The sequence below is a fragment of the Pseudoalteromonas spongiae UST010723-006 genome (genome assembly GCF_000238255.3).
Classification (GTDB): domain Bacteria; phylum Pseudomonadota; class Gammaproteobacteria; order Enterobacterales; family Alteromonadaceae; genus Pseudoalteromonas; species Pseudoalteromonas spongiae.
The window spans coordinates 2,283,888-2,309,597 of sequence record NZ_CP011039.1; the positions used below are offsets into that span (position 1 = coordinate 2,283,888).

The 25,710-nt window shown below is 40.5% G+C and carries 25 protein-coding genes; 16 read left to right on the top strand and 9 right to left on the bottom strand.

Annotation, left to right across the window (positions count from 1 at the left end):
* Positions 1 to 13: 13 nt before the first annotated feature.
* The 6 genes from pilB (PSPO_RS10595) (at position 14) to yacG (ending at position 6,730) form a co-directional block, all read left to right on the top strand.
* The gene (gene pilB, locus PSPO_RS10595; protein WP_010561745.1) at positions 14 to 1,699 is read left to right on the top strand and encodes a type IV-A pilus assembly ATPase PilB; all 1,686 of its coding nucleotides are present in this window, start codon (positions 14 to 16) and stop codon (positions 1,697 to 1,699) included.
* Positions 1,700 to 1,769: 70 nt separating this feature from the next.
* On the top strand, positions 1,770 to 2,999 hold the full coding sequence (locus PSPO_RS10600) for a type II secretion system F family protein (RefSeq protein WP_010561746.1): 1,230 nt from the start codon (positions 1,770 to 1,772) through the stop codon (positions 2,997 to 2,999).
* 6 nt (positions 3,000 to 3,005) lie between these two features.
* Positions 3,006 to 3,890 carry a prepilin peptidase gene (locus PSPO_RS10605; protein WP_010561747.1) on the top strand — a complete coding sequence of 295 codons (885 nt, stop codon included), beginning with the start codon at positions 3,006 to 3,008 and terminating at the stop codon, positions 3,888 to 3,890.
* Position 3,891: 1 nt separating this feature from the next.
* Positions 3,892 to 4,485 carry a dephospho-CoA kinase gene (coaE, locus tag PSPO_RS10610; protein ID WP_010561748.1) on the top strand — a complete coding sequence of 198 codons (594 nt, stop codon included), beginning with the start codon at positions 3,892 to 3,894 and terminating at the stop codon, positions 4,483 to 4,485.
* 161 nt (positions 4,486 to 4,646) lie between these two features.
* On the top strand, positions 4,647 to 6,329 hold the full coding sequence (gene pilB / locus PSPO_RS10615; protein ID WP_010561749.1) for a type IV-A pilus assembly ATPase PilB: 1,683 nt from the start codon (positions 4,647 to 4,649) through the stop codon (positions 6,327 to 6,329).
* Between the two features lie 167 nt (positions 6,330 to 6,496).
* A complete protein-coding gene (gene yacG, locus PSPO_RS10620) occupies positions 6,497 to 6,730 on the top strand; it encodes a DNA gyrase inhibitor YacG (RefSeq protein WP_010561750.1) in 234 nt (77 codons plus the stop codon).
* A 16-nt stretch (positions 6,731 to 6,746) separates the two neighbouring features.
* Here yacG and PSPO_RS10625 read toward each other — a convergent pair whose 3' ends face one another.
* Together PSPO_RS10625 and PSPO_RS10630 are read right to left on the bottom strand one after the other, a co-directional pair.
* Positions 6,747 to 7,469 (bottom strand): hypothetical protein, encoded by a 723-nt coding sequence (locus PSPO_RS10625; protein ID WP_010561751.1) that lies wholly within the window; start codon positions 7,467 to 7,469, stop codon positions 6,747 to 6,749.
* Positions 7,470 to 7,661: 192 nt separating this feature from the next.
* A complete protein-coding gene (locus PSPO_RS10630) occupies positions 7,662 to 8,117 on the bottom strand; it encodes a Spy/CpxP family protein refolding chaperone (RefSeq protein WP_010561752.1) in 456 nt (151 codons plus the stop codon).
* A 154-nt stretch (positions 8,118 to 8,271) separates the two neighbouring features.
* Here PSPO_RS10630 and PSPO_RS10635 point away from each other — a divergent pair, with 154 nt between their 5' ends.
* The 3 genes from PSPO_RS10635 to PSPO_RS10645 are packed head-to-tail and all read left to right on the top strand — an operon-like array spanning position 8,272 to position 11,248.
* Positions 8,272 to 8,952 carry a response regulator transcription factor gene (locus PSPO_RS10635; protein WP_010561753.1) on the top strand — a complete coding sequence of 227 codons (681 nt, stop codon included), beginning with the start codon at positions 8,272 to 8,274 and terminating at the stop codon, positions 8,950 to 8,952.
* Between the two features lie 3 nt (positions 8,953 to 8,955).
* On the top strand, positions 8,956 to 10,335 hold the full coding sequence (locus tag PSPO_RS10640; protein ID WP_010561754.1) for an ATP-binding protein: 1,380 nt from the start codon (positions 8,956 to 8,958) through the stop codon (positions 10,333 to 10,335).
* Positions 10,328 to 11,248, top strand: coding sequence for an alpha/beta fold hydrolase (locus PSPO_RS10645; RefSeq protein WP_010561755.1), 921 nt, complete (start codon positions 10,328 to 10,330; stop codon positions 11,246 to 11,248). The genes PSPO_RS10640 and PSPO_RS10645 overlap by 8 nt, the downstream gene beginning before the upstream one ends.
* On the opposite strand, the gene PSPO_RS10650 is transcribed toward PSPO_RS10645, so the two are convergent.
* A complete protein-coding gene (locus PSPO_RS10650; protein WP_010561756.1) occupies positions 11,226 to 12,095 on the bottom strand; it encodes a cation diffusion facilitator family transporter in 870 nt (289 codons plus the stop codon). The genes PSPO_RS10645 and PSPO_RS10650 overlap by 23 nt on opposite strands.
* 100 nt (positions 12,096 to 12,195) lie before the next feature.
* Between PSPO_RS10650 and trmL the strand changes: the two genes are divergently transcribed.
* Positions 12,196 to 12,660, top strand: a complete 465-nt coding sequence (gene trmL, locus PSPO_RS10655; protein WP_010561757.1) for a tRNA (uridine(34)/cytosine(34)/5-carboxymethylaminomethyluridine(34)-2'-O)-methyltransferase TrmL — start codon at positions 12,196 to 12,198, stop codon at positions 12,658 to 12,660.
* 117 nt (positions 12,661 to 12,777) lie between these two features.
* Here the strand turns inward: trmL and gpsA are convergent, their stop codons facing one another.
* Genes gpsA through PSPO_RS10675 form a run of 4 tightly spaced genes read right to left on the bottom strand, consistent with a single transcriptional unit; the run spans position 12,778 to position 14,987 of the window.
* Positions 12,778 to 13,791 (bottom strand): NAD(P)H-dependent glycerol-3-phosphate dehydrogenase, encoded by a 1,014-nt coding sequence (gene gpsA / locus PSPO_RS10660; protein ID WP_010561758.1) that lies wholly within the window; start codon positions 13,789 to 13,791, stop codon positions 12,778 to 12,780.
* 6 nt (positions 13,792 to 13,797) lie between these two features.
* On the bottom strand, positions 13,798 to 14,277 hold the full coding sequence (gene secB / locus PSPO_RS10665; protein ID WP_010561759.1) for a protein-export chaperone SecB: 480 nt from the start codon (positions 14,275 to 14,277) through the stop codon (positions 13,798 to 13,800).
* A 21-nt stretch (positions 14,278 to 14,298) separates the two neighbouring features.
* Entirely contained in the window at positions 14,299 to 14,553 is a 255-nt protein-coding gene (gene grxC / locus PSPO_RS10670) for a glutaredoxin 3 (RefSeq protein ID WP_010561760.1), read from the bottom strand.
* A gap of 2 nt (positions 14,554 to 14,555) precedes the next feature.
* Entirely contained in the window at positions 14,556 to 14,987 is a 432-nt protein-coding gene (locus tag PSPO_RS10675; RefSeq protein WP_010561761.1) for a rhodanese-like domain-containing protein, read from the bottom strand.
* A 204-nt stretch (positions 14,988 to 15,191) separates the two neighbouring features.
* Between PSPO_RS10675 and gpmM the strand changes: the two genes are divergently transcribed.
* From gpmM to PSPO_RS10695, 4 genes are all read left to right on the top strand, one after another.
* Complete coding sequence (gene gpmM / locus PSPO_RS10680) at positions 15,192 to 16,733, top strand: 2,3-bisphosphoglycerate-independent phosphoglycerate mutase (RefSeq protein WP_010561762.1); 1,542 nt, start codon at positions 15,192 to 15,194, stop codon at positions 16,731 to 16,733.
* Between the two features lie 3 nt (positions 16,734 to 16,736).
* Positions 16,737 to 17,861: a murein hydrolase activator EnvC family protein gene (locus tag PSPO_RS10685; protein ID WP_010561763.1), complete on the top strand. Its 1,125-nt coding sequence runs from the start codon at positions 16,737 to 16,739 to the stop codon at positions 17,859 to 17,861.
* Positions 17,862 to 17,900: 39 nt separating this feature from the next.
* Positions 17,901 to 19,082, top strand: coding sequence for a S41 family peptidase (locus PSPO_RS10690; RefSeq protein WP_010561764.1), 1,182 nt, complete (start codon positions 17,901 to 17,903; stop codon positions 19,080 to 19,082).
* Positions 19,083 to 19,232: 150 nt separating this feature from the next.
* Entirely contained in the window at positions 19,233 to 19,985 is a 753-nt protein-coding gene (locus tag PSPO_RS10695; RefSeq protein ID WP_010561765.1) for a divergent polysaccharide deacetylase family protein, read from the top strand.
* A 58-nt stretch (positions 19,986 to 20,043) separates the two neighbouring features.
* Here the strand turns inward: PSPO_RS10695 and PSPO_RS10700 are convergent, their stop codons facing one another.
* Positions 20,044 to 20,883 carry an HDOD domain-containing protein gene (locus PSPO_RS10700; RefSeq protein WP_010561766.1) on the bottom strand — a complete coding sequence of 280 codons (840 nt, stop codon included), beginning with the start codon at positions 20,881 to 20,883 and terminating at the stop codon, positions 20,044 to 20,046.
* 157 nt (positions 20,884 to 21,040) lie between these two features.
* A complete protein-coding gene (locus PSPO_RS10705) occupies positions 21,041 to 21,439 on the bottom strand; it encodes an HIT domain-containing protein (protein WP_010561767.1) in 399 nt (132 codons plus the stop codon).
* 107 nt (positions 21,440 to 21,546) lie between these two features.
* Here PSPO_RS10705 and PSPO_RS10710 point away from each other — a divergent pair, with 107 nt between their 5' ends.
* Entirely contained in the window at positions 21,547 to 23,760 is a 2,214-nt protein-coding gene (locus PSPO_RS10710) for a S9 family peptidase (RefSeq protein ID WP_010561768.1), read from the top strand.
* Between the two features lie 144 nt (positions 23,761 to 23,904).
* Positions 23,905 to 25,542 carry a methyl-accepting chemotaxis protein gene (locus PSPO_RS10715; protein WP_010561769.1) on the top strand — a complete coding sequence of 546 codons (1,638 nt, stop codon included), beginning with the start codon at positions 23,905 to 23,907 and terminating at the stop codon, positions 25,540 to 25,542.
* Positions 25,543 to 25,710: the final 168 nt, after the last annotated feature.

Consider the following 25,710-nt stretch of genomic DNA (forward strand, 5'->3'; position numbering starts at 1 on the left):
AAAAAATAACTCAATGCAACTATCTTCTCCTCTAATTCGAAAACTTGAAAGCTTTGGGTATCTTGACCGCTCAACTTTAGCAAATAATCATCCCGATACCCCTCTTATTGAACGCCTTTGTAATGCGACACAGTTATCAGCGAAAGAACTGGCGTTTAAAGCTGCTAGCTTGTTTTCAGCACCTTTACTTGAGTTGAATAATTTTGACCTCGATTTTGTTCCTGACGGGAAAGAAAGAAACGAAAAGCTTATAAAAAAGCATAAAGTGCTCCCAATCGCATTAAAAGGCAAAACTCTCTATTTAGCTAGTGCGGACCCTACAAATTTTGATGCGTTTGAAGACTATGAGTTTAATACAGGTTTACAAACTGAAGTGGTGGTGGTTGCATACGATGAACTCAACACCGCAATAGATTCATTGTTTGAAAAGAGTGATGGAATAGAGCTAAGCGATGATCAGCTCAATGAGTTGAGTGGCGTAACTTCGGATATAGATAACAAAGCTGACGAAGAAAGTGATGTAAATGCAAAAGAAGATGACGCTCCAATTATTGTTTACATTAACAAAATTTTAATGGATGCAATTAAGCGCGGAGCTTCAGATTTACACTTTGAGCCCTATGAACACGTTTACAGAATTCGATTTCGTGTTGACGGCGTGTTACATGAAGTTGCTAATCCTCCTATAGGCTTAGAGAGTCGAATTTCAGCACGTATCAAAGTAATGTCTCAACTTGATTTAGCAGAAAAGCGAAAGCCACAAGATGGCCGTATTAAATTAAAAATAACGGCTAAAAAAAGCATTGATTTTCGTGTATCGACTTTACCAACGCTTTGGGGTGAAAAAATTGTAATGCGTATTCTTGATTCATCGAGTGCTATGCTTGGCATTGATGTATTAGGGTACGAACCCGAACAAAAAGAGCTTTATTTAAATGCACTTGCACAACCACAAGGCATGATTCTTGTTACAGGCCCTACAGGCTCAGGTAAAACAGTTTCTCTTTATACAGGTCTAAACATTCTTAACAAACCGGAAAGGAATATTAGTACCGCAGAAGATCCTGTAGAAATAAATTTAGTTGGTATTAACCAGGTTCAAATAAATGCTAAGGCAGACATGACCTTTGCCAATGCGCTTAGGGCCTTCCTGCGTCAAGATCCGGATATCGTAATGGTAGGTGAGATCCGTGATTTAGAAACCGCTGAAATATCTATCAAAGCAGCACAAACTGGTCACTTAGTTTTAAGTACTTTACATACTAACTCCGCACCTGAAACGCTAACGCGTTTAATGAATATGGGGGTCCCCTCATACAATATCGCAAGCTCTGTAAGCTTAATCATTGCTCAGCGTCTAGCAAGGCGTCTTTGTCCAGTTTGTAAAGAACCTGAAACTCTTCCTGAAGAAGAGCTATTAAAACTTGGATTCACAAGTGAACAAATATCTAACCTACAACTATTTAAGGCTGTAGGTTGCGATAAATGCACAGAAGGTTATAAGGGCCGTGTTGGTATATATGAAGTAATGCCAATTACACCAAAAATTGCAGAGATTATTATGCGAGGTGGTAACTCTTTGGAAATTGCAGCAATTGCAGAGCAAGAAGGTATTAATAATTTGCGAAAATCTGGATTAGTGAAAGCAGCTTCAGGTGTGACAAGTATTACAGAGATAAATCGCGTAACGAGCTATTAAAGCCTAGAAAGATAAACTAGATAACACTAAACTAATAGAGCCTTTAATGATTTGAGATTAAGGATAAAAAATGGCAAAAAAAGAGAACAATAAAGGCCTAACTACATTTTCATGGGTAGGGGTCAACGCACGCGGAAAGCGCATGGAGGGAGAATTAAATGGCCCCAGTATCGCAATCGTAAAGGCTCAACTCCGTAAACAAGGAATCACCCCGTCCAAAGTTAAGAGAAAATCTCAAACCTTTGGAATGAGCTCTGCTCCTAAGATAACCCCTAGAGACATCGCTGTATTAACAAGACAGATAGCAACAATGTTAACCGCAGGCGTATCACTAATTCAGGCCTTGGATATGATAGCTAATGGGTCCGAAAATAAATCTTTACAAAAGTTAGTAGTTAAAATAGCTGATGAAGTTAAAGCCGGTGATCCTTTAAGTAAAGCACTACGAGCCAACCCTAAGTATTTTGATGAACTTTACTGCGACCTTGTTGAATCAGGCGAACAATCAGGTGCACTAGATCATATATTCGATAGGGTAGCGCTATATAAAGAAAAAGCAGAAGCCCTTAAGTCAAAAATAAAAAAGGCAATGTTTTATCCAATAGCGGTTCTTACGGTTGCATTTATCGTAACGGTGATTTTATTAATATTCGTTGTACCACAATTTGAGCAAGTATTTGCCGGTTTCGGAGCTGAATTACCAGCTTTTACACAAATGATTGTGAGTATATCTGAGTTTATGCAGGCCTATTGGTGGGTGGTGTTTGGCATTATTGGAATAAGCTTTTTTCTGTTTAAAAAAGCCCATCAATCAAACAAACAAGTTCGAGACAATACAGATAGAGCAATATTGAAGCTTCCAATTGTTGGCATGATCCTAAACAAAGCTGCAGTAGCGCGTTATGCGCGCACTTTATCAACCACATTTGCGGCAGGTGTCCCATTGGTTGACGCGCTGCAATCTGCAGCCGGAGCTTCAGGAAATGCTGTATATCGAGATGCAATACTAGAAATTAAAAATGAAGTCAGCTCTGGTAACCAAATGAACTTCGCCATGAAGAACACCGGCGTCTTTCCTGATATGGTTATCCAAATGGTAGCAATTGGTGAAGAGTCTGGCGCAATCGACGATATGCTTGGAAAAGTTGCTAGTATTTATGAACAGGAAGTAGATGATGCTGTAGATGCACTTTCTAGCCTTCTTGAACCCCTCATTATGGTTGTTTTAGGTGTACTAGTTGGTGGTTTAATTGTCGGTATGTACTTACCTATCTTCCAATTAGGTCAAGTAATTGGTTAAATATTAATGAATTATATTGTTGAAGCATTTACATTAGCACCTTGGCTATACTGCGTAACTGTTTTTCTAGTAAGCATATGCATCGGCAGCTTTCTGAACGTTGTTATCTATCGTTTACCAAAAATGATGGAAAATGAGTGGAAGGCTGAATGCAGTTTGCTACTTGCTGACAATCTCAAAACACCTTACGAGGCAAGCACAAAGGCATTCAATTTAATTACGCCTAGTTCAACCTGTCCTCACTGTAATACACAAATTAAACCTTGGTTTAATTTGCCGGTATTTGGTTGGTTATTTTTGCGTGGTAAAGCGGCCTGCTGTGGTAACAAGATTTCAGTTCGCTACCCAAGCATTGAGCTTTTAACTGGTCTGTCTGGCCTTGTGATAGCGTATTATTTTGGCATAACTGAGCAAGCCGCTTTGTACTTAATACTGACATACGCACTAATATCACTTATTTTCATTGATATAGACCATATGTTATTGCCAGACCAAATTACTTTGCCATTACTGTGGTTGGTATTAATAGCGTCAGTTATGGGACTTACGATTGAACCATCACAAGCTATTATTGGTGCAGCTGCAGGCTACCTCGTTTTTTGGTCAGTATATTGGGTATTTAAATTACTTACCGGCAAAGAGGGTATGGGCTATGGTGACTTTAAGCTAATGGCTGTTTTTGGTGCTCTTTTAGGCTGGCAGTATTTACCCATGATAGTGTTAATGTCGAGCCTTGTGGGCGCGGTAATTGGGGTTACGCTTCTTTCGATTCAAGGGAAAGACAAAGCAACACCGATTCCATTTGGGCCTTATATTGCAATAGCTGGCTGGATTTCCCTGATTTGGGGTGAACAAATCCAAACCGCTTATTTTAATTTCTTAACATTATAATATGCCAGTTCCAGTAATCGGATTAACCGGTGGCATTTCCACCGGAAAGTCCACTGTATCAAACTATTTCAAAAAACTCGGTATCACTATTGTTGATGCGGATGCGATAGCAAAGCAAGTTGTTGCACCGAACTCATCCAGCCTTGAAAAAATTAAAGTACACTTTGGTTCTCGGATTCTTTTAAATAATGGCGAACTCAATCGAGCCGAACTCAGAAAGCTTATCTTCGCCAACGAATCCGAAAAACTATGGCTTAATAACTTACTGCACCCAATTATTCGCCAAGAAATCTTAAAACAATTAAATGCAGCAAGAGGGCCCTACGTTATTTTGGACGCGCCTCTGTTATTCGAAAATAACCTTGATAAGTTATGTGAAAAAACACTAGTAGTGGACATTCCCGAGGAACTGCAAATTATACGAGGTAGTGAGCGTGACGGTGTCAATCAAGAACAAATAAAACAGATTATTGCAGCTCAAATGCCTAGGAGTATAAAATTAAAAAAAGCAGATTACGTTATTGATAACGCATTATCATTGGATAACACATATGCTCAAGTAATGGCAATTCATCAAAAGCTATCAAACAGATAAAATCTCTGTATTCATATCGTAAACAATCAGTAGCGAATTCATAGTTTGCTCGCAAAGTAAAACTTCACACCCTAAAACATTATAATTTCCTGATTTTTCGTAAAACTTGCAATCCAAGTAATCTCAACAACACTTAAAGTAGATTGATTTGGAGGCAAGTGATGAATGTAAACTCTCCGCTTATTCGTAAATGTGTTGCAATGGGGTTTATCGCGCATGAACAAGTAATCTCAGCCGCGAGTTCAACCACACATATTAGCGAGTTTATCTTAAACAACAGTAAACTTTCATCAAAGCAATTAGCAGGATACTGTTCTTCTTGGTTTAACTTACCCGTCCTAGATATTGCCACGGTAGAGCCTAGCAGTATACCGCTTGATGATATCAGCGAAGAGCTAGTTAAAAAACACCATTTGTTACCCTTATCAAAGTGTGGAAGAACTTTATTCTTAGCCACATCTGACCCAACTAATTTTGATGCCTTCGAAGACTTCGAATTCAACACAGGCCTTCAAACTGAAGCTATAGTTGTTGACTTCAATGCGCTCGAGCAACTTATTGAAACAATATTTAATAAAACTGATGACTTGGCAATATCAGATGAAGAGTTTGAGCAATTTGGCGATATTGAAGTAACTGATACAGAAGCTAACTTATCTGAAGACAGCGCACCAGATAAAGACGATGCCCCTATCATTGTCTATATCAATAAAATTTTGATGGACGCGATACGTAAAGGCGCATCAGATTTACATTTTGAACCTTATGAAAAGTCCTATCGTATCCGTTTTCGCATTGATGGTATTTTGCATGAGGTAGCATCACCGCCACAAATGCTATCGTCACGCATTTCAGCCCGTGTCAAAGTAATGTCTCGTTTAGATATTGCAGAAAAACGTAAACCACAAGATGGTCGTATCAAATTAAAAATTACAGCAAAGAAAAGTATCGATTTTCGTGTCTCCACCCTACCTACCTTGTGGGGAGAAAAAATTGTAATGCGTATTTTGGATTCGAGTAGTGCTATGCTCGGTATTGATGTGCTTGGTTATGAGCCTGCACAAAAAGCCATGTATTTAGATGCACTTTCACAACCTCAAGGTATGATTTTAGTTACAGGCCCCACCGGCTCAGGTAAAACAGTATCACTCTACACCGGCTTAAATATTTTAAACAAAGCTGAGGTTAATATTTCCACAGCCGAAGACCCAGTCGAGATAAACCTTGTCGGTGTTAACCAAGTACAAATAAACCCCAAAGCAGATATGACATTTGCAAACGCATTACGCGCTTTCCTTCGCCAAGATCCCGACATTGTTATGGTTGGTGAGATACGTGATTTGGAGACCGCTGAAATCGCAATAAAAGCAGCGCAAACAGGTCACTTGGTGTTAAGTACGCTACACACAAACTCAGCACCCGAAACTCTTACTCGCTTACTCAATATGGGCGTACCCGCGTACAATGTTGCAAGTTCTATTAGCTTAATCATTGCACAACGCCTTGCTCGACGCCTTTGCAATAATTGTAAAACACCTGAAACCTTACCGATCGAGGAACTCAAGTCGCAGGGCTTCTCTGACCAGCAAATTGGCAATATTACGTTATTTAAAGCCGTTGGGTGCGAACATTGTACAGAAGGTTATAAAGGTCGAGTCGGTATCTATGAAGTAATGCGAATTACCTCTGAAATATCACAAATCATTATGTCGGGCGGAAATTCTTTGGATATCGCCAAAGCATCATTAGCGAGTGGATTTAATAGTTTGCGACTTTCAGGGCTAGAAAAAGCTGCGTCAGGGGTGACTAGTCTTGCCGAGATAAACCGTGTTACCAGTTACTAAACGCTTGAATTAAGGGTTTACGTTACGCAATGAACTTTGGGTTGAATAACTATGAACCATATCCGCATTGCCTAGGCAGTATTGAACGACTGATTTAAACCAAGCGCTTTACTCAAACATAGTTATTCTCTAACATTTGCACAATCAACGTAATTGAAGTTATTTTTATGCCAACAACAGTAAAGTGCCCTACTTGCCAAAACGAGGTTATCTGGCAAGAAAGCGCAAAATTTCGCCCTTTTTGTTCTAAACGCTGTCAACTTATTGATCTAGGCGAATGGTCAGAAGAAAATCACACGATTTCCACACCTCTAACGCCTGAGCAAGCATTTACTCCTGAGTCTATCGAAGACATCGAAGCAATGCTTGCTGCAAACCAAGAAGGCTTTTTTAAAGATTAATTAGCCTGAACTCGGGTTAATTAGTAAAGGCCACTGAAATATGTGAAATAAGTAATTCAGATGGCCCTTCAAAACCCGAATCGCTGCCAACCATAATCCATACATCGCCATTATCATTAGCCGTTACAGGAATACTTACCTCGGAGGTCATCTCTTTCGCAATATAACGATTTTCAGCCATACAATCGATACCATTACTAATATCCCCTACTACCTGACTATGCTCCCCCCGTTCGCCTTGTGTGCCTACATCCCAATTAAGGCGATACATTCCATCTTTAAGGCTATTTTTAGGCTGTTCTGAATGAGTTGCGACTTTGATATAAACAGATTCACCTGGTGGCCCGCCAATGCCTGCACAATTTGATTGAATATTAGTAACTATAGTGGCTTTAAACGACAGGTTATAGCGCTTTGCTGGCCTTAAATTATCAATTTTGCCATAAAGCCCCATAAATAAATCATCTGAACGGTTACTGCCATACAGACGATAGCCATGCTTATCTTCATAAGGTGTTGGTAGCTGTTGATAAGACGATGCCAGTTCGAAAAAATCCTCCTGCCCTTGCGGGTAGTCCGAGAATAACGCTGAAAAATCATGATGGTCGGCATTAAAGTCAATAACGACCGGTTGAGATGTATCTCGATATTGATGCGAGTCACTATCACACGCAACAGACAGTACACATAATGCTGGCACAACAAATGCCGTTCCTATTTTGTTCTTTATATTATTCATAATGTAATTTCCTTATTGACCTGAAATTACATTAGCGCCTTGGGCTAGAAAAAAGTGTTTAACTTTGTGATTAAATGAATAAAATTCGTACACCTCAAACAATAAAAACTGTACAAAAATTCACAAACATAAATAAAAAGATGCACTAACCAAACACAAACAGTATATTTGGTTAGTTACACTATCTGTTAGCTACTTTTCTGCATGTTGCTTTGAGCGCTTTTGCTTATTTTTACGTTTCATTACTTTTTTAAGCTTTTCCTGCTGCTCCGCCGTTAACGTATTCCAAACTGCATTTTTATTTTTCGCTTTCATAACAGCAAGCTCGGTGCGTTCAGTTTGCTGTTTGGCAAGCATTTGCCTAAATGCCACTTCGTCAAATACTTCAGCATGCACAAGTGCCTTAACATCGGCGCGCGAATTCGGATTGCGCTCTTTAAATGCTTTTAGCGCCGCTTTTTCTGCATCAGCAATACTTTTTATTTTATCTTGTTGCACCTTAGTTAAATCTAAACGTGAAATACCGCGCTCTGAAAGTAACATTCGGTACATGTTAAAGCCCTCTTTATGAGGTTTTGCCATAACTACGCTGCTTGAAAGTGCTGCAATTGATAATACTGCTGCCGAAACTAACATTTTAAATTTCATAACATTCTCCAGTTGGGTCTTATTTGGTGTTATGGTTACTTTAGCAAGCTCAATGAAAAGCAACGCAAAGCAATGTAAAGGTTGTGTAAATTGCTTTTTGGCTGCATAAATTCTCCTTAAAATAAGCGTATCAGTTGTATTGCAAGGCAAAGAAATGAACGTACTTCTAATTGATGATGACATAGAACTTAGCGAGTTACTTACCGAGTACCTTTCTTCCCATGAGTTTAATATCACAGCGTGTCACCGCGGGGATACGGGCTTAGAGCAAGCGCTTGCACAAAACTATGATGTTATTTTACTTGATGTGATGCTACCTGGCCTTGACGGGTTCGAAGTATTAAAACAGCTGCGCCAAAGCAAACTTACTCCTGTTATTATGCTAACCGCAAAAGGTGAAGATTTTGACCGTATATTTGGCTTAGAACTTGGCGCTGATGATTATTTAGCTAAGCCATTTAATCACCGCGAATTATTAGCCAGGGTGAAAGCAATCACACGCCGAATCGAAAATATTCAGCAAATGCACAGCAACGCCATTATTGAAGAAAATGGCATTAGGCTAACGCCGCATACCCGCGAAGCATTTGCTGCAGAGCAAAAAATTGAGCTTACTGGTACTGAATTTGAAATTTTGTTTTTACTGTTAAATAACCAAGGTGAAATCGTTAGCAAAGAGACAATTAGCGAGCAAGTGCTAGGTCGAAAGCTTGCCGCCTTTGACCGCTCTATCGACATGCATGTCAGTAATATTCGTAAAAAAATAGCAGAGCACATCGAGCAAGAAAAAATTAAAACCGTGCGTGGTGCAGGCTATATTTTGCTTGGAAATTAACTGATGCTAAATAAATTTAACCCAAGAAATTACCTATTTTTTAAAGTGTTTAGTTGGTTTTGGTTAACCATTTTATTCACTTTAACTGTGCTTTTTGTTTTTAGTCAGCTTACTGAGTCTAATGTTGATAGTCATAAACTTCATGGCCCAAAGCTTATCAACCTAAAACGTTTAGCAAATAGTCTCGAACGTGCACAACATAAAAAGCCCGATAAAACGCTGGAGCAACTGGCGTCACATCCACGCATTGCCCGTCATCGTTTGTTGTATTTTACGCAAAGCGATTCCAATCTGGCGTTTTTTAACCAGCAAAATACGCAACAGCCTGATGTAAGTTTACTCGCATTTACCCAACAGCTAGAGCCACAAATTATCACCACAGATAAATATCGCGCGTTAGGGCCAGTTAAAGTATCGTATCAACAACAAACATTCCTAATGTATGAAATTGAACCTTGGCGTACTCCACCACTTGGTTTGCGTATTATTTTAATGCCAGCATGGCTAAAAACGCTGGTCGTGATTGGTGCAACCTTACTGTTAAGTTTATTGTTTAGTCGAACACTAATAAAACCGATAAATAAAATTAAACGCGCAACAACACAACTTGCCAATGGACAACTTGATACCCGTATTGAAATGAATCGTAAATCAGGCGATGAGCTCACAATGCTAGCAAGCGACTTTAATGTTATGGCGCAGCGCCTAGAATCTTTAGTCACCAGCCAAAAGCGCCTAATGGCCGATGTATCACACGAGTTACGCTCTCCCTTAACACGCTTACAAATGGCGACAGGGCTTGCACAACTTAAACAATCAAGCGAGCAAGAAAGTTATTTATCACGCATCGAAAAAGAGGCAAACAATCTTGATCAAATGATCTCTGATGTATTAAAGCTATCTAGGTTAGAAGCGAATAATCAATATATTCAAAAAGACCTTCAGCCATTGCAATCAATTCTGCAGCAAGTGCTCAAAGATGCGGAATTTGAATCGGAGCAACAGCATAAACAGCTCAAGGTAACAGGCTCTACCAACAAACAACTCGAGTTAGATGCTGCACTTATCGCCAGCGCATTTGAAAATATTTTGCGTAACGCCATTAGATATGCCAAAACAACGATTCACTGCGATATTACAGATTGCGATAAAGCCGTAATTGTAACAATTAGCGATGATGGTGAAGGTGTAGAAGCGTCAGAACTACCTATGCTACTTGAACCTTTTTACCGCATTTCACAATCGCGAGAGCGCAATAGCGGCGGCACTGGATTAGGCCTAGCAATAACTAAACATGCTGTAGAAATACACAAAGGTACCATTACACTCGAAAATCAACACAATTCAGGCTTAAAAGTAACCATTACACTAAATCATGACTAAACAACATAACATCGAACAATTTTGGTCAACCGTCACTCACGCTAAATTAGCGTTTCATGGCAATCAACTTGGCTACGCGTTTATAATACCGAATAACGCCAAAGCGGCTGTGACCATAGTAAATGGTCGCTGTGAAAGCTATTTAAAATACCAAGAGCTCGCCTATGATTTTTATAGCAAAGGATTTGCCGTTTTTATGTGCGACCATCTTGGGCAAGGTGTGTCGAGCCGTTTATTACCCGTTGCAGATAAGGGCTACATTCATAGCTTCGAAGACTATATACAAGGGCTCTCACTCTTTGTTGAGCAGGTAGTAAAGCAAAATTGGCAAGGTGAGCACTATTTACTGGCGCACTCGATGGGCGCTGCAATTAGCTATTTGTACTTGGCAAATCGTACACACCCATTTGAAAAAGCTGTGCTCAGTGCCCCTATGTTCGGCATTCCAACACCTGGCTTTCCATACCCTGTAGCAAAATTAATCGTAATTATACTCAGTTTACTTGGCTTAAATACACATTACTTTTTTGGCCAATCTGGATACCTAGAAAAGCCATTTCAGGACAATCCACTGATGCAATGTGAAACGCGCTACAATGCATTTCGCACTTTGTATAAAGAGAACCCAACACTGCAGCTCGGCGGGGTAACTGTAGGTTGGCTCAAACAAGCATTTCAGGCAATTGACCAGATCCAATCCACCTCGACAGAATTACCTATTTTATTGATGCAGGCTGAGCGCGATACGATAGTTGCCAACGCGTGGCAAGATCAGGTTGTAGCACGCAATAAAACAATGCAAAAGAAATGTTATCACGGCAGTTTGCATGAGATTTTATTTGAGCAAGATGCTATTCGCGATCTTGCTCTAAATGATATTTTTCAATTTTTTAAAACGGATCTTTGTGAATAAGCACATCCACTTCGCCATCCATGATACTGTGAATGGCCTCTTCCACCTCAACCGAAATACGGTGAGCATTTGCTAAAGTAAGGTTACTATCAAGCTCTAAATGTAATTGAATAAATTTGGTAGGCCCGCTTTGACGAGTGCGTAACTCATGAAAACCAAGCACCTCAGAGTGAGATAACACCGCCTGTTCAATTTGCAACTTAATGTCGTCAGCTAACTCTTTATCCATTAAATAATCAGTTGATTCTTTTGCAACATCATAAGCGTTGTAAAATAAATAACCCGCAATCAGCAAGGTAAATACACCATCACTGTATACCCAACCAATGTTCGCCAGTACAAGGGCAACAATAACGCTTAAATTTAGCAGTAAATCGCCTTTGTAATGCACTGAATCAGCCTTTATCGCTACCGATTTAGTTTGCTTTAATGCCCAATGCTGAATTGCGATAATTAACAAGGTACACACCACAGCATAAATACTAACAACAACGCCGGTAAATACGGCTTCGCTTTTTACCGGGTTAAATAATCGCTCTACACCATAAAACGCCAGCAAGCACGCGCTACCAGCAATAAATGCTGCTTGCCCAAGCCCTACTAACGATTCAGCTTTACCGTGACCAAAGCGGTGGTCATCATCTGCTGGTACAAGTGCAATTCGAAGCACCCAAAAATTAATAGCAGATGCCGTAATATCAAGCAAAGAATCAGTTAACGAACCCAACATAGTGGTAGAGCCGGTGCTCATCCACGCCCAAAACTTTGCTGCAACCATGGTGCTTGCTAAAACAAGGGTTAAACTGCTCGATAGCTTAACCCAATATGCATAATCTTTTTCTTTCATTTCTAAAATGGCAAACCTTACCTACATCACGCTCAAAACATATAGTATCTAACCTGAAAGCTTTGTTAAACTAAGAGAAACTATAAATTTGAGACTTCCCATGTTAGACATTGTACTCTATCAACCAGAAATCCCACCCAACACCGGAAATATTATTCGCCTGTGCGCTAATTCTGGTTTTAACCTTCACCTTATTGAGCCATTAGGCTTTGAATGGGACGACAAAAGAGTGCGTAGAGCTGGACTAGATTACCATGAGTTTAGCCACGTTGAACGTCACGCAAATTTAGATGCCTTTTTTGCTAAAGTACAACCAAAGCGCGTTTTTGCATGCACTACAAAAGGCTCAGGCCATTACCATAAAGCTAAATTCGAACGCGGCGACTGTTTAATGTTTGGTCCTGAAACTCGTGGCTTACCAAATGAAGTGATTGAGTCACTGCCAACAGAGCAAAGGCTGCGTATTCCAATGATGCCAGATAGCCGCAGCATGAATTTATCCAATGCCGTTGCCGTATTTATTTACGAAGCGTGGCGTCAGTTTGATTTTGAAGGCGCTGTGTAAACCAATTGAATAGAGCTACTTTATCAAAAGATATACAAGGCTAATAAGAATAAAGGCTTTACCACACTTAAGCGGTAAAGCCTTTTTAAACAGATATAGCTATTTTTGAAATTAGAACTAAGCTTCCGCTTTTTTCTGCCTGCCAAGTAAGTTCATTGCAGCAAGCTTTACGTCTTGCCCTTTATAAAGCACATTGTAAATTTGCTCACAAATTGGCATTTCAATACCACTGCGCTCAGCAAGTAAAAACACTTCTTTAGTATTGCGATAACCTTCAACCACTTGGCCAATTTCTTGTTGTGCTTGCTCAACTGACTGACCTTTACCAAGCGCTAAACCAAAACGGCGATTACGCGATTGATTGTCGGTACAGGTTAAGATTAAGTCACCTAAACCAGCCATTCCCATGAAAGTCTCTGGTTTAGCACCAAGAGCAACGCCTAAGCGCGACATTTCAGCCAATCCACGGGTGATTAACGCAGTACGTGCATTCGCACCAAAACCAAAACCGTCAGAAATACCTGCTCCGATTGCGATCACATTTTTAATCGCACCACCAAGCTGCACACCAACCAAGTCATCGTTCGAATAAACACGGAATGAACGGCCACAGTGAAGCATCTCAGATACATCATCAACTAATTTGGTATCCGTTGATGACAGTGAAATAGCGGTCGGTAAACCAATAGCCATTTCTTTCGCAAATGTAGGCCCCGATAACACACCTAGGCTCACATCATCACCTAACACTTCGGCAGCAAGTTGCTGTAACAAGCGCCCAGTATTTGGCTCCAGCCCTTTGGTTGCCCATAGCACTCTTGCTCCCGCTGTTAAGTGCGGTTTGATTGCTTTAAGCGTTTCGGAAAATGCGTGACTTGGCACAACCACCAGCACTACATCAGACGATGCCACTGTCGCAGCTAAATCATCATTTAATGACAGTGATTCAGGAAACTGTGCACCAGGCAAGTATTGCTGGTTTTCACGTGCTGTTGCTAATGCTTCAATATGATCTTTATTGCGACCCCACAGGACGACATTGTGACCATTTCGTGCAAAACAAATAGCAAGGGCGGTCCCGTAAGAGCCCGCCCCTAGTACTGCAACAGCATTATCTGCTGAAGTAGTCATAATTAATTAAGCGTCAGCAGCTTGAGCGGCTTGTTGTTGCACGTATTGTGCAAATAGCGCATCAAAGTTAACTGGCGCTAGGTTTAACTGTGGGAAAGTACCACGGTTAACCATGTTTGAAACAGTTTCACGTGCATATGGGAATAATACGTTCGGGCAGAAAGCACCTAGCATATGCGCTAGTTGACCTTCGTTTGCAACACCAATTGCAAAAATACCAGCTTGTTGAACTTCACATAAAAATGCTGTTTCTTCACCAAGTGTCGCATGAACTGTTACTGAAAGTACTACTTCAAATACGCCGTCTTCTAACTTGTTAGAACGTGTATCTAAGTCAAGTTTAACTTCTGGTGTCCATTCCTTTTGGAAAATAGTTGGTGAGTTTGGTGTTTCGAAAGAAACGTCTTTCACGTAAATACGTTGAACTGCAAACTGAGGACCTTCTGCTTGTTGTTCTGCGCCTAAGTTTTGATTCTCTTCTGTCATTTTATTTTCCTAAATTTTGTTTTAAACAAGCAAACTGTCTAAACGACCAGACTGTTCTAGTGCAAACATATCATCACAACCACCAATATGTTGGTCGTTAATAAAAATTTGCGGCACTGTGTATCCACCGTTTGCTTTAGCAATCATTTCATCGCGAAGTTCAGGCTGAGCGGCAATATCAATTTCCGTGTACTCAACACCTTTTTGCGCTAACAGCATTTTTGCTCGCACACAAAAAGGACATGTTGGTTTCGTATAAATAACAATATTTGCCATGATTATTTTCCTGTAGTCAGCGGTAAGTTAGCGTTTTGCCACGCAGTAATACCACCCGATAGTACATTAACCTGTTCATAGCCTGCTTTAACCAGCCCATTTGCAATAGACTGCGCAGTCATGCCTGAAACACATACCAAGATAATTGGGTCGTTCTTTGACTTTTCAAGGCCTACAAATTCACCTTGCTTGGCTTTTTCAGCAGCTAAGTGAATGCTGCCTGCAATATGACCTTGATTAAAGTCTTTTAAGGCACGAATATCAACAACTAAACCGTTCTCACGGTTGACTAAATGTGTCAATTGTTGAGGATTAACCTGTTTTACCGCTGAAAAGCGAGATTTAAACCACCCAAGTACAATGGCGCCTAATAAGCCAACCCAAATTAAACATAAAATCAGGTTGTTAGTTACAAATTCGACAAATTGTGCCATCACTTTCTCAATTTTTCTTTACATTAAAAGTGGCCAAGTATACACGGATGATATGAATAAATTCTAGCTCTGCTAGAGTTTCAGTTGAAAATTTTAAATGTGAATACCTTAACTGCTGAATCTGTGGTTAAAAAATGGTATAAATGTCGCGCTATTTTGTGCGCCGTGCTGATACGCGCAATTCTATTTGGATGAGGAATGAGAATGTCGTTACAGAAAAAACCTTTGGTACTGATTATCTTAGATGGTTGGGGATACAGTGAAAAAACAGAAAGCAATGCTATTTTAGCGGCTAACACACCGGTTATGGACCGTTTGTGGCAAGAATACCCAAGTACCCTTATTTCAGGTTCAGGTTTAGATGTTGGCTTACCTCATGGCCAAATGGGCAACTCTGAAGTAGGTCACGTTAATTTAGGCGCTGGCCGCATCGTATACCAAGATTTCACACGCATTACCAAAGCGATTGATGACGGTGAATTTGCTGAAAACCCAGCAATTGTAAACGCAATTGATAAAGCGATTGCCTACGATAAAGCCGTTCACTTAATGGGTCTTTTAAGTCCAGGCGGCGTACATTCTCACCATGAACATATTATCGCTGCCATTGAAGTAGCTGCAAAACGTGGCGCGAAAAAAATCTATGTACACGGCTTTTTAGATGGTCGTGATACCGCACCAAGAAGCGCAGAACAACCAATTAAAGATGTTTTACAAAAGTGCGAAGAGCTCGGTGTAGGCCGTATTGCAAGCCTAGTTGGCCGTTACTTTGCAATGGACCGCGATAACCGCTGGGAACGCGTAGAAAGCGCATATAACCTAATGACATTAGGTACTGCAGAACATTCTTATACGTGTCCGTTAGAGGCGCTAAATGCAGCCTATTCACGCGACGAAAATGATGAATTTATTTCAGCATCCGCAATTCTTGATAACAACAGCCCCGCTACCATTAATGATGGCGATGCTGTGTTATTTATGAACTTCCGTGCTGACCGCGCGCGTCAAATGACACGTGCATTTGTGGATGCTGATTTCACTGGGTTTACTAAACAAAAATCACCACAACTTGCTGATTTTGTGATGTTGACTGAGTACGCAGCAGACATCAAAACGACCGTGGCTTTCCCACCAGAGAAACTAGCAAACGTGTTTGGTGAATGGTTAGAAAAACACAACAAAACCCAACTTCGTATTTCTGAAACAGAGAAATATGCGCACGTAACTTTCTTCTTTAGTGGCGGCCGTGAAGCCGAGTTTGAAGGCGAAGAGCGCATACTAATTCCATCACCGCAAGTAGCAACGTATGACCTTCAACCAGAAATGAATTCAGCAATGCTAACCGACAAATTAGTTGAAGCCATTGAATCCGGCAAATACGATGCAATTATTTGTAACTACCCGAACGGCGATATGGTTGGCCACTCTGGGGTATTTGATGCCGCGGTAAAAGCGTGCGAAGCGGTTGATAGCTGCATCGGTCGTGTTGTCGAAGCGTTAGAAAAAACAGGGGCAGAAGCACTTATTACAGCCGACCACGGTAACGCCGAGCAAATGGTTAACCCAACAACGGGTCAAGCACACACGGCACACACCAGTGAGCCAGTGCCATTTATTTATGTTGGCCGCAATGCAACACCGTTACAAGGTAAAAAGTTAAGCGATGTAGCACCTACAATGCTTCACTTGATGGGCATGGAGCAGCCAAGCGAAATGACTGGCGAAACAATTATGAAGTTAAACTAAGCCATGCGTCGCTGTTATTTATTTGTTGTTTTATTAGTATTAGCTTGCGCTTCGCAAGCTAATACCGAACGTACTAAAGATGATCTTAACCAAGTTCAAGAACAACTTAAGAACACTAATAAAACCTTTAAAGAGCAGCAAGCACTGCTAGATAAAACTGAAAAAGACCTTAAAAAAGCCGATCTTGCCATTGCCGAAAGCTCTAAAAAACTAAAACAGCTAAAGTTTGATGTTGAATTAAATCTAACGGAACAGGCAACGCTGAAAGATAAAATAAAATCGCTCGAAATCGACAAGAAAAATCAGCAATCAGCACTTGCCGCGCAACTGCGCAGTGCTTTTATGACCGGCAACCATGATTATGGCAAGTTGCTCTTAAGCCAAGATCAGGTTCAGAATGTTGAGCGCACATTAAATTACTATCAATATTTAAATAACGCGCGCATAAAAGAACTCGAAAAATTAAAAACAACACTAATTGAATTAGAAAATAGCCGACAATTACTGGCACAAAACCAAACCCAACTTGAAGAGCTGCTAAATACGCAACAGCAGCAGCAAGAAAAACTAGTGGTTGCAAAAAAAGAGCAAAAAGCGAATTACCAATCGCTGAAAAGCACCTTACAAAAAACCCAATCTCAACTTGTGTATTTAAAGCAAAACGAACAAGTATTAAAGCAAACCCTTGAACAACTCAATCAAGAACTCATAGAAAGCGAAGTTAAGCTAGTTGGTCTACAAAAACAAAAAGGCAAACTCGATTGGCCGTCACACGGAAAATTAGCTCATAGGTTCGGCCAGAAAAAACACGGTAGCCTGCGCTGGAAAGGCGTTTTAATGAACGGTAAAGAAGGTGCGCCGGTAAAAACAATTGCCGACGGACAAGTATTATTTGCCGATTGGTTAAAAGGATTTGGCTGGGTAATTGTAATTGATCACGGTAAAGGGTTTATGAGCCTGTACGGCCATAGCCAAGCGCTTTTGAAGGAAGTTGGCGATAAAGTAAGAGCCGGAGAACAAATTGCTTTAGTGGGACAAAGCGGTGGACAATCAAATCCTAGTCTATACTTTGAAATACGGCATAAGGGAAGAGCGGTAAACCCTATTAAATGGTGTAGACGAATTTAGGATTCATAATTGGCTACACCTCATTTGAGGAGTGAGCCAATGACTTTTTTTCTTAATAGTTTAAAAATCTGTGCTTTAGCATGTTTATTCTGGGTGTCAGCTGTATCAGCTGACGCGAAGACTACATCTCATATTTCGATGGCTGAAGTGCTCGCCAATATCGAGCATTTTTACGTTGATGATATCGACGCAAACAAACTTAACCAATATGCTATCGAATCCATTTTCAAACAACTCGATCCCCATTCTGAGTTTCTTGACCAAACTGAACTTGAAGCCTTGTTTAATGTTGCAAATGGCCGCTACACCGGATTAGGTATAGAGGTAGAGCAGCGTGAGAAGCACATTGTAATTGTTGCTGCGATTGAAAACTCACCAGCTCAAACAGCGGGCTTAACAAAAGGTGATATTCTACTGAAAGTAAACGATATTTCAGTTATCAACCAACCAATCAAGCAAGTCTCTAAATTAATTAACCAACAGCAAAAACCACACGTTAAACTCACCATTGCACGAAATGGCCATGAACAACCATTACTTTTCGAGGTGGAACGTAAAAAAATCGACCTCAAAAGCGTAAAAGGTAATATTAACAGCCAAGGTATCGCCTACTTACGCATTATCAATTTCAACAATCATACTTTGTATGATGTTGCCAAAGAGCTTGCCCATCTTTCGCAAATTGTCGCCGGTGAAATTAACGGACTAATTATCGATTTACGAGACAACCCTGGTGGCATTCTTGATAGTGCAATTGAAGTCTCTGATTTATTTTTAGAAAGCGGCGTCATAGTAAGCACTAAAGGGCGCTTTGCTGAAGCCAATCAAGAATATTATGCACAAGAGGGTGACGTACTAGGCGGCGCGCCGATTATTGTGTTAATTAACGAAGGGTCTGCATCTGCTGCAGAAATTCTTGCCGGTGCGCTGCAAGATAATCAACGTGCACAATTAGTTGGCACACGTTCATATGGCAAAGGCTCTGTGCAATCACTGATTCCACTAGGCGATGGGCAAACTGCTTTAAAGCTTACGACAGCTAAATATTACACCCCTAGCGGTCGCTCAATCGAAGGTTCTGGCATACTACCTGACTACCCTGTTTTACAGCATAACTTTGCCCATAATGGCGATTTTACACAGCCACAAACAGAGACATTCATTAATGCCAAAGTCCATGATCTACAACTTGAAAAAGCGTGGCAATTACTAGAAAAATAGGTCATTATTAGTAGAGTTTCGAGAAAGGTTCAGGATGAGCCTTGACTAAATACCCGTTTGTTAAGCGTCTGAGTTTCGAAGATATCCGCTAAGATATTTAGCCACTTAGGTGAATTGGTATAATAATTAAAAAGAATAATAAGAATACCTGTGCGTTCAATTACTTGTTTGTTTCTACTAGCAGCAACCTTTTTCAGCAGCAATTGTTTAGCCGCTCGTGTGGCGATTTTAATTGATGACATTGGTAACCACGCTAACGACTTAACGGCATTAGATATCTCAGGTGAATTGTCATACGCAATTTTGCCTTATACCCCTTACGCTAAGCCTTTTTCAACCAGAGCATCACAATTATCGCGCGATGTAATTCTGCATGTGCCAATGGAAGCAATTAGTGGCAAAGCACTAGGACCTGGCGCGCTTACGTCAGATATGGACAAACAGGCACTGCAAACCCAATTGGTAGAGGCGTTAAATGATTACCCCGATGTGATCGGCATTAATAATCATATGGGCTCATTTTTAACGCAAAAGGTAGTGCCTATGGCGTGGACCATGGAGGTCCTTCGTGAGCGCTCACTGTTTTTTATTGATAGTAAAACCACCAAAGACAGTCAAGCGCAGAATATGGCTAAGCTGTTTGGCGTTGCTAATGCATCGCGTCAGGTATTTTTAGATAATATTCCGAATGAAAAACAGATGATGTTTCGCTTAAAGCAATTAATTCATATTGCTAAAAAGTCAGGAAGCGGTATCGCAATTGCTCACCCCTACCCTGAAACCATTAAATTCCTACCCAATGCGATTACTGCATTAAAAGAACAAGGTATTGAACTGGTGCCTGTGTCAGAGCTAATCGGTGATAAGCCGATGCAACTCGCAAATCAAACTACGGCGGAATAGCAACACCACATAAAATACTATGTGATGTTGTTAGTTGTTAGTTGTTAGTTGTTAGTTGTTAGGCAAACATTGATTTTACATCATTGAGTAGTTCTGAGTATTCATCACTCTCTAAAACACTTACATCACTAAGCACACCTTTATCTACATAGGCTTGCAACGACTTTTCTTTGTCTGCAACATTAAGCAGACCTTCACTAATCGCCGCCATGCGAATAAAATCAACATAGCATGGGTTTTCAGGCTTATATTCTGGGTTTGCCCAAAGTTCTGCCACTTCCACAAATTCGTCAGTAAAATCCCACGCACGCATAATATGACCACCGATACGACCACCGAGTTTTTGAATCGCTTGCGCTAAAAACTGCGGATTAGCAAATACTTCTTGGTGGCGCTCTGCTTCAGTTAAAATTGGTAAAATTCCAATATTATAAACTAATGATGCCAAGGTAATGGTGTCGATGTTAAGCGAGCTGTGCTTGTTGTCTTTTAAATGCAGACTTAACAGCGTAATTGCCGATGACGCGACATCAACTGTTTTTTGCCAACTTTTGGATAAATACTCTTTTACCACTTTGTTTTTTGAAACAAACAGTTGTTCCATTGCCATTGCTGTAGCAATGTTTTTAATTTGCCTTAAACCAATTCGTGTTACAGCTTGATTAAGTGTTGATACTTTAACGGCACGTCCTAAAAATGCACTATTGGCTACTTTAATCATACGCGCAGAAAGTGCCGGATCATGAGCAATAACATCTCCCATGTCCATTAAATTAACCTCTGGATTGTCAGCAGCTTCTCTTACCTTTACTGCAACTTCCGGAAGGGTTGGTAATACCAGGGTATCATTATTAATTTTTTCAACCAAAATGGTAAGTAATGCGTTTTCTGTCGACATATAAAGATCGTCCTTTTTATAGTTTTCTATTTGCTCGAGCGAACTCGTTGCACCGATTAACCAACAGGTCTTTACCAGCATATTCAAGTAGTTTTATGTTATATTTCAAAGCGCTTTAAACTAAGCTTAGCCTATAAATTTTGCTGCGCTAAACAATTTATTCAGTTAAGTTAAATTGCTCAATTAATTGTAGTAATTGTTCGTTACTATATGGTTTCACTGGGAAAGCTCCCCATACAGGTTGTGGCCATGCAATATCGTTTTGGTAACGCGCAATGTGATGAATATGTAATTGCTCCACTACATTACCAAGCGCTGCCACATTTAATTTATAAGGCGAGAATACCTCACGAATTAAGTGCTGTAATTGACGTGACTCAAGTTGTAATTGATTCTGCTGCTGCTCTGTTAAATCAATAATATCCCGCGCACCCTCTACTTTAGGTACCAAAATAAACCAAGGGTATTGGCTATCATTCATCAACAGCACTTTACAAAGTGACCAATCGGCAATCTCTATACAATCGCGTTTTAGCTCTTTTGCTAATTCAAACATCACATTACCTTATAATTTGTTTACGTCGTTTATAGCAATTTGTTGCCATTAATTCTATATCTTCATACCATCTGGTTATCACACATAACAGCAACTAAGAGTAAATAATGAATAAAAGATTGATTGCTTTGGCAAGTGCAAGCTTAATCAGCACGAGTGCACTGGCTCAGCCACTGTCTCTTGAGCGCATTTTTTCTGATCCAAGTTTGGCAGGAAAAGCACCGGTAAAATTAAAATTTTCACCTGATGGTAGCCGTGTAACCTATCTGCAAGGCAAAAAAGAAGACTACAACCGTTACGACTTATGGGAATACAACCTAAAAGATAAAACCAATCGACTATTAGTTGATTCAAACAGTATTTTTTCAGGTCCAGAAACTTTATCAGATGAAGAAAAAGCACGTCGTGAACGTATGCGCGTATTCGGTAAAGGCATTATGGAGTACATTTGGTCTAAAGACGGCAAAGCGCTTTTATTTCCACTAAATGGTGATATTTATTATTACGATTTAGCTAAACAGCAATCACGCAAACTTACCGATACACCCGAGTTCGAAACCGATGCAAAAATTTCACCAAAAGGCAATTTTGTATCTTATATTCGTGCACAGAATTTATATGTACAAAACCTAACAACGGGTAAAGAAGTTCAGCTAACAACCGACGGTGCAGATACCATTAAAAACGGTATGGCCGAGTTTGTTGCACAAGAAGAAATGAGCCGAATGACAGGTTATTGGTGGAGCGGCGATGAAGCGAAAATCGCATTCACCCGTATTGATGAATCACCTGTTGCTGAAGCTATTCGTAACGAAATTTACGCTGATGAAGTAAAACTATTTAACCAACGTTACCCATTTACAGGTACTAATAACGTCGATATTCAACTAGGTGTAGTTAGCCTTAACTCGCAGCAGATTGACTGGGTTGATATGGGCGAAGATAAAGATATCTATCTTGCACGCGCTAAATGGTTAAATGACGACAAGACACTCTCATACCAATGGCAAAACCGCTCTCAACAACGTTTAGAATTGCGTTTTTATAACAGTGAAAGCAAAAAACAAAACGTTGCACTCACTGAAACCAGCGATACTTGGATTAACTTGCATTTCGATTTACGTTTTTTAAACGATAAAAAGCATTTTGTTTGGGCATCTGAGCGCGATGGTTTTAAACATCTATATCTTTATAAAGTAGATGGCACCTTAGTGCGTCAAATCACACAAGGTGATTGGATTGTTGAAAGCATTAAGAGCATTGACGAAAAAAATGGCCTTATTTACTTTTCAGGCCGTGCTGACACCCCACTTGAGAGCCACCTTTACTCGGCAAAGCTATTTGAAAAATCAAAACCTCGCCGTTTAACCGACACAGGTAAATTCCACTCGGTCGTTATGGCGAAAGATAACAAAACCTTTATTGACCGTAGCTCAAGTGTAAACCAACCAGCACAAGTATCGCTACGTGACAACCTAGGTAATTTTATTACTTGGTTAGAACCGAATCGCCTTGATAACAACCACCCTCTTACACCGTATTTAAACGACCTAGTTGAACCAGAATACGGCACATTAAAAGCTGATGACGGCCAACAAATGCATTATCGTTTGTTTAAGCCAAAAGCGCTTGAGGCTGGTAAGAAATACCCTGTAATGGTTAACGTTTATGGTGGTCCACATGCGCAGCGTGTTACTAATAGTTGGCGCAGTAAAAACCTCTACTTCCAATACATGGTGCAGCAAGGTTACATTGTGTTCCAATTGGATAACCGTGGTTCATATAACCGGGGTAAAAAGTTTGAAGATCCAATCTACAAACACTTAGGTGAAATTGAAGTACAAGATCAGATCAAAGGTGTCGAGTTCTTACGTACTTTAGATTTTGTTGACCCTGAGAGGATTGGTATTTATGGCCACAGTTACGGCGGTTATATGGCGTTAATGACAATGTTTAAAGCGGGCGACTACTTTAAAGCTGGCGTATCAGGTGCACCGGTAACCGACTGGGCGCTTTACGATACTCACTACACAGAGCGTTATTTAGGTCACCCACAAACCAATGCTAAAGGTTATGAACAAAGTGCAGTTTTCCCGTATGCCGAAGGACTCTCTGGCCCACTGATGATCTATCACGGCATGGCCGACGACAACGTACTATTTACTCACGCAACTAAGTTATTTAAGCAGCTACAAGACAATGCACAGCAGTTTGAAATGATGACTTACCCTGGCTCAAAGCACAGCTTGCGAGGTAAGAAAGTACAAACTCACCTACATCAAACGATCACCGACTTTTTTAACCGTCACTTCAAACAGTAACGGCTACACAATTAGTCTTATAAACGAAAAGCGGGCTTGCCCGCTTTTTCTATTTCTTTTATAAAAATAATGTCTTAGGTCAAATTATATTTCGAAATTTATAGTCTAATATTAAAACAATAAACTTAATCTGAAGGTGGCATTATGACAACACTTCGCCGCATAAGCATCCAACAAAGATTGGCCATATTGGTGGGCCTAATCGTACTCGGCCTTGCCTTGCTAAGTGCCGCTACATTAAATTCCCAATACAATCTACTTAAAAACGAATCCTACCAAAAAACCAAAAGCGTCGTTGAAGCCGCCCATAGCGTAATCACAGCATACCACACAAAACAAATTAGCGGTGAGCTAAGCGAGCAGCAAGCAAAAGACGCAGCCAAAGCAACCATTAGTAAATTACGATACGAGGGCAATAATTACTATTGGATCAACGACACAACACCAAACATGATCATGCACCCGATTAAACCTGAGCTTAATGGCAAATCACTCAGTAACGTGAAAGATCCCAATGGCGTGCGATTATTTGTCGATATGGCCAATATCGTCAGACAACAAGGTGAGGGCTTTGTGCCTTATCAGTGGCCAATGCCAGGTGCAGATGAACCGGTTGATAAAATTTCGTATGTAAAAGGCTTTAAGCCATGGGGTTGGGTTATCGGTTCTGGCATTTATCTAGATAATCTCAACAAATTATTTGTGCAACAGGCAACTGCGTTATTAATTAAAACATTATTGATTATTTTTGTTGTCGGCGCAGCGGCGTATTTAATTGGTAAAAGTATTATCTCTCCAACTATTGAAGCAACGAAACTTATGAAAGATGTTGCGCAAGGAGAAGGCGACTTGACGCGAAAACTCACCACCGATGGTAATGACGAAATTGCGCGACTTTCTGGCTACTTCAATCAATACTCAGACAAAATACGCGATTCATTAAAACAAGTCGCAAGTGCCTCAGAGCAAGTTCTGGTGCAAGCAAACACAGTATCAAAGACCAGTGATAACAGCCAAGAATATATTCAAATGCAGTCTGATAACACTACGCAAGTGGCAACAGCAATGGAGCAAATGACCGCGCAAATAAGAGAAGTAAGTGATAACGCAAATGCTGCAGAGCAAGCGGCAAATCAGGCTAGAGAAAACACGCAAGCAGGTAAAGAAGTCGTCACTAAAACGATCAGTCAAATAGAGTCGCTATCTAATAACATTGACCATGTAAGTGACGTCGTTGCGTCACTTGCCGCGGAAAGTGACAATATTGGCGCTGTACTGGATGTAATTAGAGGCATTGCAGAACAAACCAACTTACTTGCATTAAATGCAGCTATTGAAGCCGCACGCGCAGGTGAACAAGGGCGTGGTTTTGCAGTAGTTGCAGATGAAGTAAGAACACTTGCTAGTCGTACAGGGCAAAGCACGGAAGAAATTCAACAAATGATCCAAAAGTTACAACAAGGCGCACAAGAAGCGGTGTCTGCGGTAAGTGCGTCGCAGTCAACCTCTCGCGACACTGTCACTCAGGCCAGTCAAGCCGATGAGGTGCTCAATCAAATCGATGAGTTAATGAATGTGATTTCTGAAATGAATAGCCAAATTGCCCGTGCAACAGAAGAGCAAAGCCAAGCAGCTAGCGAAGCAAATATGCGCATCAATGAATTAGCAGGCATGGCAGATGAGTCACTAAATAATACCCATCAATTAAATAGCGCAAGCAATGAGCTGATAGCCAGCAGTGAACAAATGAATGCCGTAGTGAATCGTTTTAAATTGGAGTAATACTAGGGTCTGTTGACCTTTCAAGTTCGTTTTTGCAGCAGTTTGATTGGGGTTTTATACAAGGCAGAGGCTGCTTGGCATAGTTATTCTATGTGAGCCAGCCGATAACACAGTAGAAAAGCCAATCAAGCGCTGCCGAACGGTTCTTTTGAGCGCACTTTTCTCATT